The 15310-nt window shown below is 57.7% G+C and carries 8 protein-coding genes; 4 read left to right on the forward strand and 4 right to left on the reverse strand.

Features of this window, described 5'->3' with window-relative positions:
* Positions 1-301: 301 nt before the first annotated feature.
* The gene (locus VH564_RS08470) at positions 302-2341 is read right to left on the reverse strand and encodes an ATP-binding protein (protein ID WP_423339357.1); all 2040 of its coding nucleotides are present in this window, start codon (positions 2339-2341) and stop codon (positions 302-304) included.
* 434 nt (positions 2342-2775) lie between these two features.
* Here VH564_RS08470 and VH564_RS08475 point away from each other — a divergent pair, with 434 nt between their 5' ends.
* From VH564_RS08475 to VH564_RS08485, 3 genes are all read left to right on the forward strand, one after another.
* Positions 2776-4122 carry a hypothetical protein gene (locus VH564_RS08475; RefSeq protein ID WP_423339358.1) on the forward strand — a complete coding sequence of 449 codons (1347 nt, stop codon included), beginning with the start codon at positions 2776-2778 and terminating at the stop codon, positions 4120-4122.
* Positions 4123-4460: 338 nt separating this feature from the next.
* Positions 4461-6185 carry a hypothetical protein gene (locus VH564_RS08480; RefSeq protein WP_423339359.1) on the forward strand — a complete coding sequence of 575 codons (1725 nt, stop codon included), beginning with the start codon at positions 4461-4463 and terminating at the stop codon, positions 6183-6185.
* Positions 6175-8763, forward strand: coding sequence for a helicase-related protein (locus VH564_RS08485; RefSeq protein WP_423339360.1), 2589 nt, complete (start codon positions 6175-6177; stop codon positions 8761-8763). Before VH564_RS08480 ends, VH564_RS08485 begins: the two co-directional genes overlap by 11 nt.
* Before the next feature lie 384 nt (positions 8764-9147).
* On the opposite strand, the gene VH564_RS08490 is transcribed toward VH564_RS08485, so the two are convergent.
* Genes VH564_RS08490 through VH564_RS08500 form a run of 3 tightly spaced genes read right to left on the reverse strand, consistent with a single transcriptional unit; the run spans position 9148 to position 13852 of the window.
* On the reverse strand, positions 9148-11589 hold the full coding sequence (locus tag VH564_RS08490) for an AAA family ATPase (protein ID WP_423339361.1): 2442 nt from the start codon (positions 11587-11589) through the stop codon (positions 9148-9150).
* The gene (locus tag VH564_RS08495; RefSeq protein WP_423339362.1) at positions 11586-12170 is read right to left on the reverse strand and encodes a hypothetical protein; all 585 of its coding nucleotides are present in this window, start codon (positions 12168-12170) and stop codon (positions 11586-11588) included. The genes VH564_RS08490 and VH564_RS08495 overlap by 4 nt, the downstream gene beginning before the upstream one ends.
* Positions 12167-13852: an SIR2 family protein gene (locus VH564_RS08500; protein ID WP_423339363.1), complete on the reverse strand. Its 1686-nt coding sequence runs from the start codon at positions 13850-13852 to the stop codon at positions 12167-12169. Before VH564_RS08500 ends, VH564_RS08495 begins: the two co-directional genes overlap by 4 nt.
* A gap of 567 nt (positions 13853-14419) precedes the next feature.
* Here VH564_RS08500 and VH564_RS08505 point away from each other — a divergent pair.
* Positions 14420-15274 carry a hypothetical protein gene (locus VH564_RS08505; RefSeq protein WP_423339364.1) on the forward strand — a complete coding sequence of 285 codons (855 nt, stop codon included), beginning with the start codon at positions 14420-14422 and terminating at the stop codon, positions 15272-15274.
* Positions 15275-15310 lie beyond the last annotated feature (36 nt).

Below are 15310 nucleotides of genomic sequence, written 5' to 3' on the forward strand. Positions count from 1 at the left end.
CGTCCAAAGTTGTCGTGCTTCTTAATGGTTGGATCACCTCAGGCAACTGAGAGCCACCAAAGTACTGATCTCTCTATCTCGCCGATGTCGTTTCGGCCATACATGAAGTATTTGCCCCTGTCCTAAAGGTTCATCTGCGAGTTTAAAGTGTTCGAAATTTGAACTCGACTATTTAAGCTCAAAGATCCGATACCGCAGGAATGCTATAGCCCTGAAGCCGGCTGCTACTCAGCGCTTTGAGTAGAGTAGGGCAGTTCTTAGGTGGTCTGCCCACGGTGCGGCCACAGGGATCTGCCCCGCCTCAATGAGGTGGAAATCCTAATTTTTCAAAGAACGCACGGTGACGCTCTTTCGCGCTTTTTAGAAGTCCATCAAAAGAAATCACCTGAATGTAGGCGTTGTATGCTGGTTTGGGGTGGTGACCAAAATAACCCATACCGTCAGCGGTCTTCGTAAGGTTGAAGAGTTCGCAGCTTTGGACGAGATCGTCAGTCAAATCTGCAATGACGTAAATGAAGCCGGGAATTTGCTCCGCGTTCGGAATTTTGCGACCTCGACGTGTGGCGGCGCCATTTCTTAGCCGCGAGAGGTAGTCCAAGGATTGAAGTATCGGATCCGACTTCTCGTCTTTCCCAGCAATGTAGCCTTTCCGCATTGGTTTTTTAATTTCAATAACGGTAAGCGACGCGGGCGGCGGCCCCTTTTCACCCAGAAGAACCGGCATGTCATACATGCGCAGCGCTACAACGTCGGGTTCTTTACCGCTCGAGTCGCTCGTGATCGGCATAGCCGAAAGCGGCTTATCGGACGCGAGGAAATCGTGAAAAGCTAGGCGCTCGTCAATCAACCATAAGTTTTCACGCCGGAACTCGTAGTCTTCAGATGTCTTTCGCATCGGCACAATGAGTTCATGAATTTTGTCTTCCCTCGCGAATTTCCCATCGTCGTCCTGATAGATCGCCGCCCCCAAAAGGTCGAGAATAATGCGCCGATGGGTAACGTAATCAACTAGGCTAGACTCGTTGAGGTCAGCGACCGTGTTCAGATATTTTTCAAGGCGGTTCTGATAATCAACCTCAGTTTCGTCCTTCAGCGGGACCATGATGTCATGACCCTCTTCGAGGATCCGCTCCTCAAGTTTATACAGTTGCCGGTGCAAGACTATGTCTAGGTCACGATCGGACGTATTGGGGTCTACGATGAGCTCTTCCGTATCAACATGTCGAAGGACCGCCTTATACCTGGGCGCTTTAGTTTGAATAAAGCTGTCTATCCGTTCAGCGCTTGCCTCAATATTTTGACGTAGGCTGGCTTCCAAGAACGATTTCACGCGCGGCACGACCGCGTCGCGGATATCCTGGAACGTCAGCTCCGCACCGCTGAACAAGCCGACGCCCTCATCCTCAATGTGAAAACCGATCCGCTGCTCGACAACCCTTTCGTCTAAATACGGGCCCGTCAGATATGCCGCGTACGTGAAGGTCCCTTGGTCGTCGCACATGGTACTTGTGAGACCGGGAACTCGGCCCTTAAGACTCTCACCTTTAACCAAACGACCGGCAGCACAATAGTTGAGGGTGTTCGACTTGTTTAAGTTCGCGCGGAACTTCACGTGGGTAATTTCGAACGGATGTTCTCCGATCAGTAACTCTTCGGCACGGGCATCGGAATGCATATGCTCGTCAAAAAGATCGTCGAGTAAGATGCTTTCCGCGTTATCGATCACCCGCATCATTGGTACGCCCTCAGCCCGCACAAAATACCAAAGGCAATGCTCCAAGATCCCACCAGCGATGGCTCGAAGAGTTTTGGGAGATTGATCGGCGTAGGCCCGAACAAATCCCTTCAAAGACACGCTCGTCCCGCGTGGTGCACTTGACTTTTGCGGGTCTCCGTCGGGCACAACATCCCGATCTGGATTGAACGTGAAAATTCTCCGAAGGAGTGTAGCGTCAGACATGCCAAAGACGCTGTCGATTCTCACATCTCGGAAGGCTTTTAGCCACATGAGCCTGCCGATGCCTCGACTGCCTTTCTGAGCCTTGTATAGAGAATCAAGAGTCTTGAATGAAGACCAGTTCTCTTCGGTGAAGCCGATCCCGTTGTCCTCGATCAAAAACCCATCGATACGATCTTCAGAGCGTCCGTCAGTTGAAGATAGCAGGGTTTCCTCGCGAATGACCGTGATCGCGATCGTATGGTCGCGCACGGGACGGCCACTAAGCGCAGCCTGCTCTTCGATCGCATGTATCGAGTTCACGATTGCTTCATACAGTGGGATCATCGCCTTGCTGGCTGGCAGGTGCGTATTCCGAAGCCTTCCTTGCAGCGTACTTTCCATAGCCCGTTCCCCCATTGAACTGGCAGTCTTATTTCATCCGCGATCTTGATCAAATAACAAAATTATTGTCCTGACTTTTCCTAAGAAGCCTATTGCGGTTGCCACGGGCAATTTGGCTCTGGCTTACGAATGTCACTAGCTTCAGCCGTTGTCTCCCGATAAGCCATAGGACGAATTTGATCAAAAATTCAATTGATAGTCAGATACTTATAATATTCAGCAAGCTGACCGATGGTTCACCTCCCGTGACCTTGCTTCAACTACTTAACTTGACTGCCGTCAAATGCGGACATCACGCCATCCGAACTTCCAAATGACGTAGATCGACTTCCAACTTTTTGGTTCGGATGGTGAAAGCAGTTGCAGATTTCGATATTTTTCTCGTTTCGCCATTTTGATGGCGTGCATTCTCTCGTATGTGATCAGGCAAAAGGATGTCGTTCATGACTGTACATTGGGGCTTGCTTGCAAAGGAAAACGTGAAACCGGCGCGCCGGAGGCTCACCCTCGACCTTGGCAGGGCCGTCATGCTCTACAACGAGGCTGCTGCTCCCGGATTAGGCGGTCTGTGGTTTATCCGCCAGGCCGCACTTGCGCTGCTAGGCATTCGGGTTGCAACGGAAGCGCAGGAGGCCGGCAGCAAGATCGAAATTTCGAATGCTATAGAAGCGCTCGCCTGCTGGATCGGCTATGAACACGAGCGCTGGGAACGCGGCGACTGGCGGCTACGCGGTCCACGCAAGCTCCGAGTGCTGCAGGAGGCCGGCAAGGACAGGAGCTTCCAGGTCCTCACAGGGACGTCCGCCTATGTCACGCAGCCCATGCGCATGGCCTGCGTGGGGGCCTTGCGGGGGCTCGGCCTGGTCGATGCCGATGGGTCCAGGTACAACAGCTTTTCTGTCAATGCAAAGGGCCAGCTGCTCATCGACGCGGTCTTCGGCAATGGTGGCCCGGGACAGAAAAATCTTCAGAAATCTCTTCGTGACTGGGTGAATGGCCGCGACGTAAACTTCACGCCGTTTTTGAAACGCAAATTGAACCCCACCAGCGAGGCCGAAGAGGGCGCGCGCAAGGTGATGCGCGAAGCGATAGGCTTTATGGGAGATGTCGGGAGCGGCTCGAATGACGCCGCCGCACGTCGCCGCAATGCTATGGCATGGATGCGGCGGATAGATGTCGAGGATTTTGGCTCGAATCCCCACACGGATTGGGATGACCGCCCTCTCGGAATCGCCGTGGATCACTGGCAGGACATGCGCGCCGGCGCGGCGCTGCTGCAAACTCGCGGTGCCGCGATCGATGTACTGTTGCAGATCGAACAGCACCTCGTCCTCCAGCCACGTATAAATCTTGCCCGGCCGCTGCCCGAAAAAATTCTAGATGCGCTGAGCGCTTGGCGAGCCCAGGCGAGGAGCTTTCAATCCCTGGACAGCTATGGTCCAAGGGAGGCTGCCAGCGCGGCGGAGGCATTCTGCGCAGAAGCTCTTCAATCTGACGCTGCCGCAATCACTATGCTGGTGAAGCGCGAAAACCACATGCTGCGAGTGACGGGCGGCGTGGTCCTTCCGACCGCTGCCTGGAGAAGCGACGCTGCGCTGGCCGTTTACGATGGCGATGTCACCGAAGCTGAGACCGAGGACACGGTCGACGGCGCGCCGAAGCGCGCCGAGCGGGACCTGTTGCCGCCGTACATATCCGTGCGCATGATCCACCTGCGCCGCCTGACGCTCGACGTGGATGGGCGACTTGGCACTTACATCCAGATACAGAGACAGCCATGACGATCGATCCGCACCATCCGCTTTCGCTGATCGAACATGCTGCCCCCCCGGAGGGAATGCGTGGCCATGCCGGCTGGGTCTGTGGCTTTTCTGCGGATGCTGACTTCATGGATGCCTTTGTCGAGCGCTTTACCGGCCTCGGGAAGCGGGCTCGCGCCGATCTTGGGCGTACATTCATCTGCCTATGCCTAGACAGTTCTCAGCCGCAGATACCGCCCGGGGAAGCGCCCGGCGTCTTGCAGCTGCCTGCCCTCAACGAAACACCACCCTACCGCTTGATGCATGCCAAGGTTGCGCTCCTGGCGTTTCGTGACATATCTGATGACAGGAACTGGGCCTTGCGCCTGCTGGTGGCGACGGGCAACTGGACCCGGCAGACCACCCAGGACAGCATCGATCTTGTCTGGCGGCTGGATCTGACGACCAACGATCTGGAAGCCGGAGAGACCAGCGACGCGTTTCTCGCCGACTTGGCCGATATCGCTGCGGCGCGCGACTTCTGGCGCTGGTTGCGGCAGCATTATCAGTGCGGTCTTTTCGAAGACAAGGCTGCTGGAGGCAAGGCGTTGGTCACGCAGCGTGGTGCCTTTGAGGAGATGCATCGCTGGGTCGATGCGATTGCGCCGGACGATGACGTCCGGCCACGTTTCGTCCATACCGCTCAGCAGGCGCTCATCACGCAGCTTGACGAGCGCGTCAGAGTTCACGCCGGGGCGCAGCGACGCAATACCCTCGTTCTCGGCTCCGGCTTCTGGGAGGGCGTGCCCGGTGACAGACTGCCGATCGTCCCGAGCGCGATCATCGATACCTTGACCGGTGGTGGCCTGCTGACGCGGGGTGCGGAAATCAACCTCGTCATCGAGACGGACAGTTGTGCTGCCCTAGCAGACGAAAGGGTCTTTGCCGCCATGCAGGAAAGGAAATGGAAGCTCCGTCCCGCATTGAAATATCCGTCGAAGGGTGACGACGACACGCGACGCCTCCACGCCAAGTTTATCTTTTCAGCCAACTATCAGGACAGCAGCGACAGATGCTCCGCTGCCTGGTTCTATCTTGGCTCCGGCAACCTGACGCGTGCCGGTTTTCTCGACGCTCTGCGGCAGGGCGGCAACCTCGAGGCCGGCATCATCGCGGCCGCTCCCGGCCTGCATTGGCACGAGAGCAAGGTACCTGGCGTCACTCATCTCAGTAAGGTCCTGCCGGTAAGCTGGCATCACGAGATTACCAATGTTTCGCAACTCGAGCCGGGCGACGGACCGCCCGAGCGCGAAACGCGTTTCATCGCCGCGCCGGTTTCCCACCTCTTGTGGAGGGAAACGGATGCGACGGGGCTTCTCTTGGTGCCAGAGGGCGAGGACGGCTCGGGTATCGTCGTGATCGGTCCGGGAGGCGAGCGGGTTGCAGCGGGTAGCTCGGGGCGCTTCCCTTGGCCAGGCGAGCAACCCGCACAGGTAGGCGTGCGGTTCGAGGACCGGCTCGGCCGCGGATCGGTTGTCCAAGTTCCGGTGCTAGATATCTACGGAAGGCTTGCAGCAAGTCCGCTGGAAGCGATCGAGCTCGAGCGGGCGATCGAGCTTCTCGAGCGCTTCCCGGCGGCCCCGGAAGGCGGCAATGCCGACGACGAGGGTAATGACTCCTCGAGCGCTAGCGATACCCGGGCAAGCCTACCCGGCGGTGCTGGTTCGGATACTCACTACGCCATTCGCCGGACCATGCAGCTGATCGAGTCGATCGCCGAGCGCCAGACCATGGTGCTCGAAGCGGACTGGTGGTCCTGGACGCAGCGTCTCCAGTGCGTGCTTTCGCAATTGGGCAATCTGCCAGGAAACAAGCGCCGCGGAGCCAAGGAAGGAAAGGCGAGGGCTGGGCTCCTCGTCGAAGCGTTGGTGAAGCTCAAGACAAATCCCCTCACCTGCCTGCGTCTGGCGCCGTTCCTGCCGGACTATGTTACGCCGGGCGGTGAGGCGCTTGAATCTCTCGATGCTGCGCTCAAAGCAGTCGAGGCCAATTGGGGTGTCAAAGATTTTCGTGGGTTTGAGGATAGGAGTTCATATGCCGGCTAGGATGCGCAAGTTTGCTGGTTGGGATGCCGTTGCGACTTGTCTAGGCGCGATGCACGAACAGCAGTTGGTTCCGTCGTATTATCTCGACCAAGGCCAGATTCATGGAGTCAAAGCTCTTGCAAGATCGCTGAAGGACCACGGCGCCGTACTTGCCGACGAGGTCGGCATGGGCAAGACGCGCATCGCCGTTGCTCTTGCACTCGCCGTCAACCGATGCGGCGGTCGCGTTGCCATCGTCATGCCCCCCATCGTCGAGCCACAATGGCATAAGGAGTTCGCCGACGCGGGAATTCGAGTCGGACAGATGCTGAGAAGCTTCGACAACCTAATGAGCGAATACCAGGCCAACGGTTCGTCAAGAATGACCGAGCCTACGGTTCTGCTCTCCAACCGCTTCGGCGACGTACGAGCAGCACGGGGGATGCGTTGGCGCGCAGATCTCCTCAAGAACATCATCCGGGACTTCGATCCACATCTTAGGCTGGGGCGAAAGCCGGCAGGTTGGCGTCATCCCGGTATCGACATCGCATCCGCCGCGATCTTCGATCGCGCCGGCATCCGCAGTCACACGAAAGCCGCTGCTGACAAGATCATCGATGAGTTTCGCCAGTTGCATGACCGCGCCGCGCTGGACGACGCCGACTCCGACAGATTCCAGAACCATTCCCCGGAGCTGAAGCTGCTTGAGCGCAGTCTTGGCCTTGCCCTTGGCGCGTTCGATCTCGTCGTTGTTGATGAAGCACACAAGGCCCGCAGCGAGTGGAGCAAGTTGACGGCCCTTCTTGAAAGCGTACTGCTTCGACGCGGGAAAACCTTCAGGATGCTGGGTCTCACGGCGACCCCTGTCGAACTCGATGTTTGGCAGTGGGAAAATACGCTCCGCCGCGTCGGCATGGACGGCAAAGAATGGGCGAGGATAAAGCCCTCGATCTATGAGTTTCGCGACGCCGCCGCAGCCGTCCGGCAACGCTGGCGCAGCGACGAGATGGCTCGCGATGTCTATGTCAAGGCATCCACGGCTTTTCAGAAAGCTCTCGCACCCTGGGTCGTGCGCCGGGACAAGCGGCTCGACGAGACGATCAAGATGTTCAATGAACTTGCGAAGGACGGTTCCAGTTACCGGAAAGAACGTCCCATTGCGGTCGAAGCCGATGAATTGTCCGAAAAGTGGCGCCAAGTCGTGTTTGCCGCCGAAGCGCTTTCGGTGATTGGCCAATCGGCCGCAGGCACGACGGAGGCGAGGGCAAGGCTAACGATCAGCAATGGTCACGGCGTGGCGGGCATAATCGATAAGCTGACTAAGCAGGCGACAGGAGGCTACTCTGCCTTAGAGAACAAGGCCGATGTTCAACAGCTCAACGAAGACCTTGTCGACGACGGCGTCAAGCCCTTGGATGAGCAATATGGGAGCCGCAAACGCAAGCAGCGTGCAGATTTCTGGAAGAGCGTGCTGCAGGCGCCGTTCGTCAATGGCGATGCAAGCCTATTCGACCATCCCGTTCTGTTTGCGGCGACCCGCGAAATTGAGGCGCATACGGGGGCCAGCGAAAAGGTTCTGGTATTCGGCCGCTTCACGCGTCCCATGCGTATCCTGACGGAGCTTCTAAATGCACGTGCTTTGCTTCGGGCGGTAAGCGAGGGAAAGACTTGGCCTCATGGAAGCACAAGCGACGGCGAGCAGGATGCCCTGCGGGTCGCCGCCGGACAACTTGGCATGGGCTACAACCGCCAGGCGATCGACGAATATCTGAGCGGCAAATATCGCGACTTCGAGAAACACCGGCAGTCACTGCGAGATCACCTCGATGCATTCATCGACAAAGCGTCTGTAGATAAAAGTTTGAAGTTGGCAGATTTGCTGACCGAGATAGGACGCAGTGGTCTGCGGCCGCAATCCGTCGTCTTGCTTGCCCGCGCCATAGAGCCATTTCTGCCGATCGACACGCCCTTGAGGCCCGACGTTGTACTCGATGCTTTCATTGAGGTTGTCCGCGCGCTGCAGGGAGAAAGCGGAGACGAAAATTGGTCGAGCCTGCATGACATGCTCGACCAGGAATTCAAGGCGCCGCGCGCCTCATTCGCGCGAATGCTTCATGGCAGCACATCGGTTACCACGCGCCGGCTGGTCCAGTTGGCCTTCAATCGCTCGGGAAGCGAGCCGCATGTTCTGGTGGCGCAGTCACTGGTCGGGCGCGAAGGTTTGAACCTGCATGAAAGCTGCCGCACTGTCATCCTACTGCACCTGGAATGGAACCCGGCCGTGGTGGAACAGCAGATTGGCCGCGTAGATCGGATGAACAGCCATTGGTCTCGCAAACTGCGGGCTGCGATAGGTCTGCACAACGCCGACTTGCCAAGAATAGAATTCCGTCCGGTGATCTTTCGCGGCACCTATGACGAACACCATTGGTCGGTCCTGTCCCGCCGCTGGGACGAGCAGCGCTCACAGCTGCACGGTCAGGTAGTGTCCGATGGCGATCGTGCCAACCTCAACAGCGAGGAGATGGCATTACTGGGGTCGCTTGAGGAGCGCAGTCCGAACTTTTCACCCTTGCCTAAGGGCAACCGCGGTTCCTAATGCGACAGATTTCTTCCGTGCATCCAGTAGATAGGACTGTATAAACGTTTGAAACTCCTTGTCCAGCTGAGAGGGTCGGCACAGGGGACGGCGGAACGGACTGAAGATGGGACTGGGAGCCGCCACGGAGGGGGCGACATTCCTACTGCGAAATTTCACTTGTTGAATACATCGTTGCAGCGCTCAACGACAGATCACAATCAGATTTTGTTATCTGCCTGAAATCGCAAGATCTTGGTAGCCGTTTTTATTGGAACGCTTTCGTTTCCGTTCACATCGAGCGATCTGATTTTGATTGACTGGACTATCCGGTACAGGAGACATTGCAAGCCAACGCGCCCGAAATTTTTGCCTCTGCGCCAGCTAGAAATGCTGCTATCCCCCTTAGGCAGCGACAGCCTTGTCGTCCTCAAACACATAGAAGTGCGGGGTCGCCACGGCATCTCCGACGAAGTTCCGGCTGATCTCGACAGTTATTAGGCTATCGCCAGCGAACGCCGGGCTCAGTTCGAGCGTCAGGTACTCGAACAGGGCCCGTTCGTGCACCGCGATAACTACCTGCTTGCCGAGACCCTTTGAGAAGGTCCGCAAGAGGGCTGCGAACTGCGCGATGTGTACGTCGTCCATCGACTGCACGGGGTCGTCAAGCAAAAGCCATGGCAACTGCGGCGGCACAGACAGGTTCAATGCGAGGAACAGAGTTAGAGCTGCGGTATTGAGGTTGCCTTGGCTAAGTATAGCTCCCGGAGGACCGGAAGACTGTCCCGACCGATGGAAAGTTTCGAGCACGGCCTCCACCTTTTCGTTACCCTGATCGGGAAGCCGGAATTGAGGAACGAACTGCTCGTTTGGAGCAAGCCGTACGAATAGGTCCCGCCAAACTTTATTGAGCGACCCGCTGAAGACGTCGCGGACGATCCCCGAACGGACCTGGGTCGCCGCTGTCGCGAGGTTTTTTGCCGTGTCCCGAATTTGACCAATTGAAGCAAAGGTCGCCTTCACCGTCGCACTGCGCTCCTCGAGCTGCTTGGCCCGTGCTACGCGATCCGAAAGCAATTGGGCTTCGCGGGAATACTGCTCAATTTCGGTTTCGACCGAGACGCGCGACGAAAGAGCCGTCTGAACCGCTCGGAGCCGGCCGCTTAGTGCTTCAATCGCGCCCTCAAGCGCCTCGCGTAGGCTTGGGAAGCTCGTCGTCGGCAGGCCCGTTGCCCGCTCCACCGCCGCATTGATCTCCGGAAGCAGGGAGGCCGACTGCAACCCTGCTCGCCTCGTGGTGACAAGTGTTCGGCGAGCGTTATCGAGGCTGACGAGGAGGCTTTGCCCGCGACCTGCTTCTCCCTGCAGCGGCTCAAGCCTTGACCTGATCGACGCAATCCCGGACTGGCGTCTGCGCAGATCGACAAGCTCATCGGGCTGCATCACCAGCCGCTCAGCAGAGACCTCATCCCGTCTCGCCTTTGTCAACCGTTCGCTTTCTGACGCACGTTCCGTCGAGAGAGCCTGAAGGCGTCCCGCCTCCGATGTGAGACTCGCTATCGTGGCCGCAATGTGCGCGGTAAGCGAGCCACTATCAACCTCGGCGTAGTCGCGGTTGCATACCGGACACATGTCCCCTTCAACATGGGGCGCTATTCCCGCGAGGGCAGCGGCCAGGGTACGCGCATCCCCGGCGCCCGCCTCTAGCGCCTGATTTATCTCATCAATTCGCGTCGTCGCCCTCTGGATGGTTGTTCTCGCCGTCGCCAGCTGCTGGCTGGTAGTTTCGTGTCGATCCAGCAGTCGCTGGCAGCGCTCAACCTCTACAGCACACCAGCTCAAAGCATCCCGGATCTGTTCGTCTACGCTTGCGCCATCGAGGGGCGACAGTTCCGAATGAAAATGTCTGAGGGCGTCCAGCGTCTCAGCGATCTGCGTTCCCACTCCATTCCGCCACGTCTCGTATTCGGTCCCAATGGCGGCAGCGTCGCGCTCCAGCGCCGCGATCTCGGTATCCGGACTTCCCGCCGCAGTCTGCTCCAGACGGCTCATCAAAGAGCTCACGTCTGAGCCCTGCTGGGCGACACTGGCGAGTTCGATCTGGTCTTCGTCCCGGTTTCCGACACGAGCGAGCACCGCACCAACATCGAAACCAAGACGGACTGGCACCGCGGTGGGGTCTATCAAGGAAAGCAAGTCATTGAGGCGGGCAATCCGTTGCATTGTCGCCTCCTCAGCGGATTCGACATTCGACCGCTCGCGATCGAGTTGCTTGTCGAGCAGATCACTGGCTTCTTCGAGTTGCCGGTAGACAGGAGCGAGTTTGCGAATCCGGGTGACATTGAACGCGTGGTCGAGGCCGTCCACGAGGGCATCGAGCGCGTCGAGCCGCAGCAACTCCTTCACGAACTCCGTTAGCCGCGAGTTCGAGGTCTTCTTTTGATCGTATATGTCGAGCAACCGGCCCAGCACGGCCTGCGGCAGGGAACACCGCTCTGCAAAGAAGCTGGCATCCGCTTCATTGAGCGCCGGCGTCGCGGTGAATGTGCCGGGAGCGAATGCGACCTGGCCAGCACCGCTCGAACGGCCATTCATGCCTTCAAGGGTGAGCTGAATCGAACCGCTTGCTGTGTCAATGTGGGTAAGGAACTCGTGGTACTTCGACTGGTCTTCCAGATGGGCGATGGCGCCAGTGAGCCCAAGCTCGATGGCAGACATAACACTCGTCTTGCCCATGCCGTTGGTGCCGTGAACCAGTACCACCTGCGCGTCGAGTGGAATGACCACGGATCCACGTAAGGAACGGAAATTCTGAATCGAGAGCGACTTGAGGCGCGGTTTCATCATTGCTCGGCTCCGTCCTCCAGCACTTGGTCGGCAAGGGTTGAAATCTGCAAGGCCAGCGCCGTTTCTACGGCCTCCTTGCCTTCTTCGGCCAGTAGGACGAAACGGCCGACAGCCGGTTCTTTTTGAGTGTCCTCAAGCTGCTTATCGAGACTGGCCTTCCAATCTGCCAGATGCTCGACCGGCGGAGGGCTCTTAAGCGGCAGCAGCACGGCCAACCAGTCACGCACCATTTCTTCTGCCGACGGCCCGCTGGGCGCACCGACCGGCAGAACTCGGCAGACGCGACTGATCGAGTTCACCAGGTTGCTGTCTGCTTGGCCGGAGGTGAGGACGGCGGTTACCGATCGCTTCGAACCCACCACATCCAACGCACGCGTAAAGGCGAGGACCGACCTCGTGACTTGTGCGTCGTCTGACGCACCAGTGAGTTCGATTACAATGACAAGGTCGTTTGCCCGTTCGCCGGCCACCAGTACATGGGTGAAATCGAAGGCCTGCGAACCGATCTTGATCGGCTTCCCGAGCGGTCGATAACCGCCGTCCTTCGTCAGTATGTCGTAGACGGTTTCCGCTGTCGTCATAGTCCGACCTCAGAGTTGAACCTGTTCTGGATCTCTTCGAACGACGGGGAGGCGTCCAGGAGGTCGCTCACGCTAACATAGCGCGGCGACGCCTTACCTGTCCTCCATGACGCAGAAGGGCTCCGTTGCTGCCGCGGAGTGACCTTGCGCGAGCACATGACGACCACGTCGGCATCTTCCTCGTCGAATGCCCCGGACGCGATGAGCTGGTTAATGTTTTCGTCATTGGCGGCCAGAAACACGCGGGCCTGTGCCGCGGGGGCTACCAGTCGTAGCGCCCCGCTCGTTGGTTGTTCCGGGTCGTCGACCGCGACGGACCATTTGTTGGCGGCAAGACCCTGTCCGATCAACCCCAGTGCGGCAGCGGCTTCCGGCCGGCCAGAGAGCATGACCGCCGGATCCTGCTGCATCAAATGCGCCGGCTGCAAACTGAGCGGCATGTAGCTGCGGCGGCCGGCGCTTCCCTGACCTCCGAGGAACTGATCGGAGACCCTGCCAATCAAAGCGGCGATGGTCCGGGCGCAATCATAGCGGTTGGCGTTCCCGGCTCGCGCCGCAGAACGTTCGAGCGCCTTAAGACCCTCGGCCAGGCTTTGCTTGCCCACGGCGCCAACGGCTGGCGACGTAAGCAGACCAGTGAGGGCGGCAAGCTTGCCGAACAATGTGCGCAGCAGGAGCGCCAATAGCAGTGGTTTTGCAAAAGCAGGTATGGTGGCGTCCGCCCGGATCTGTTCGCGGTTGGCTTCATAATCGCCCTGATAAGCACCCTCGAGAATAGATTTTTGGCCCTCGGAGAGATCCTGAGCCGCAAAGACGATGGGCACCGGGACGGAATTCCACACCCAACCATTCGCCCCGAAGAGCTGCTGGATGTTCGTGTCCTGCCCAGACAATCCGATCATCAGCGTTCTTGAACGAGCAATGAGCGCCCTGAGCTGTTCCCGCATCTGCGTGAAGCGCTGATTCTGCGCCCAATGGGTTATGGCTGCTTCCCGGGCTACCAGCAGTGGTCGGTAGTTAGCCTCATTCTCGATTGCCCGGTTTGCGCATCCATGGAACTTGTACAACGTTCCGATCCCCGGCGGTCCGTGGAGATCGCCTCCGGTAACGGCGACACGGAACGTCTCGTTCGGCCGACCAAGCTCTACCATTGCAGCTTCCAGCAGCCCATCCCAGTTGGCTGTCGCGAGATCCAACACCACGCCTTCGAGTACAAGCATCGCGATTGCCAAGTGCTCCGCATCGGCCTTTTGTGAGGCAAACGTCGTGGGGAAGTCGAGGATGTCCCAGAGAAGGTAGTCGAGCGGCTGGCCCTGAACCTCGGTGCCAAGCACCTTCGAGTATTTGTTCCAGAGCCGATTTATTAGTTCGTCGTGGATTGGCCAGGAAGCAATCGGCTGCGTGAGGTCGATCTGCGCTTTTTCGGGGGGAGACAGGTCGGCAAGAGCAAGGATCTTCTCGAAGGCCCGATGGTGTTCGCAATCTGCGCCGGTGATGCGGAGGCGCAGATTCTCGAGCAGCTTGGCCAGCACCCCGTCCAGCCCGACTACGCGTTCACGCGAAATGCCCGATCCCAACCAGAGGGTGTAAAGCCCGGCCTGGAAGCCTGCGGAAAAGCTGCCCAGCGGACCGTCGAGCAAGTCGATCGTCTCCGCGACTGAAATAGTTGTAGCTGTCGACACGGCGCCCCTCCAACACCACGCCTAGCGTGGTGGAATCAAAAATTCCACCACTATCTTGGTGTTAAGGTTCAATTCTCATTTGAAGCTTCGAGTTGCCGCCAGTCTACCGGTCCCATACCCGCCATCTTGGAGCGCAAGCCTTTGTCGGATTTAGGAAATTGGAGCAAAATACGCCACCTGCAAGACGGGGTCGCTGGTTCGAGTCCTTTCAAGGCGTTCACATTTGCCTCAAGCGACTTGCGGCGGTCTCTATTTCGGAGCGCATCCTGGCGCTGGCAGCCGCCAGTTTGGTTTCCGCTTTTACCGGCGGTCATCTAATCGGGGCACGGAGGTCACCTATGGTCGGTTAGGTATTCGACGCGTGGGCCAGATGTAACGGCGTGATGATCGAAACAGGACACCATCAACGGGATGCCCACGACATTTCAAATTGTGCAACGGGTATCCGATTTAATGGTTGAAAGTAAAATTTTACGAACTTGATCAAGGGTAATGTCACGACCACAACTGTACTCTCAAGGGTGGACCGCCGTCGCGTATATCCGTATGGCCACTCGTAGGAACTGTATGCGTATTGCCTTTCGTTTTGTCTTGGTCCTCTGCATTGTTGGGCTGTCTTGGTTCCAATTCGGCCAGCACCGCAGCTTTGGCGAGCTACAGCAACGCGTTACCGACAATTTTGACGCCCGCCCGGCTCGCGAAATTCTAATGCTTGGCAACAGTCGGACTTATTACAATCATATGCCGCAGATGTTGCGCGAGATTGCAGATTCCGCAGGCAGCCCCGAAAAGTATCAAATTACACAGCAGACCCCCGCCGGCTCCAGCCTCGAACTGCTGTGGGATAGCTCATACACCCAGCAGTTGCTGCAACAGACCTGGGACGACGCCATCGTACAGGCGGAGAGTAGGGCCTTCTCTGATCCAGGACTTACGGAGAGCTTTGAGACCTACGGGCCCAAACTCCTCAGCGCTATTAAGCTGCGCAGGGCTAAACCAGATTTGGTCGTAAACTGGTCCTACGAACCAACTGCGGCAAATCCATTTAGCGAAACGCAACGAAGCTCCTATCAGAACGAGATCGACAGAGGCCATGAGCTCATTGCCCAAAAGTCGAACGCCCACGAGATCAAGTTGGGTACAGTTTGGAACGATCTGCGCAGCAACCATCCTGAAATCGCTATGACAGTTGATGGCAATCATCCAACACTCGCGGGTAGCTATCTGTACGCGCTGCTGCTCTACAGGGACCTGTCTAAAGGTAGTGATATTGAAAACGTAAAGTTTGTTCCCAACGGGCTGTCGGTTCAAACTGCGCTCATCATTAAAAATGTCGTTGCTCGATATTCGCCCGAAGTTTGGGGCTATCGAGGTAGCCTTGCTTTACGAGATGCGCAAAGGAGTGCTGTTGCGACCCGATGACATCGTCGTATTGCACAGGGCGGGATCCGCTCATGA

This window comes from Rhizobium sp. HT1-10, from assembly GCF_049472505.1.
In the GTDB taxonomy this organism is placed as follows: Bacteria; Pseudomonadota; Alphaproteobacteria; order Rhizobiales; family Rhizobiaceae; genus Rhizobium.

What these genes read in the sequence shown, in the direction of transcription:
- VH564_RS08490 (WP_423339361.1), bottom strand. Translation starts at nt 11,589, where the DNA reads ATGATGAAACCGCGCCTCAAGTCGCTCTCGATTCAGAATTTCCGTTCC.
- VH564_RS08505 (WP_423339364.1), top strand. Translation starts at nt 14,420, where the DNA reads ATGCGTATTGCCTTTCGTTTTGTCTTGGTCCTCTGCATTGTTGGGCTG.
- VH564_RS08470 (WP_423339357.1), bottom strand. Translation starts at nt 2,341, where the DNA reads ATGGAAAGTACGCTGCAAGGAAGGCTTCGGAATACGCACCTGCCAGCC.
- VH564_RS08475 (WP_423339358.1), top strand. Translation starts at nt 2,776, where the DNA reads ATGTCGTTCATGACTGTACATTGGGGCTTGCTTGCAAAGGAAAACGTG.
- VH564_RS08485 (WP_423339360.1), top strand. Translation starts at nt 6,175, where the DNA reads ATGCCGGCTAGGATGCGCAAGTTTGCTGGTTGGGATGCCGTTGCGACT.
- VH564_RS08495 (WP_423339362.1), bottom strand. Translation starts at nt 12,170, where the DNA reads ATGACGACAGCGGAAACCGTCTACGACATACTGACGAAGGACGGCGGT.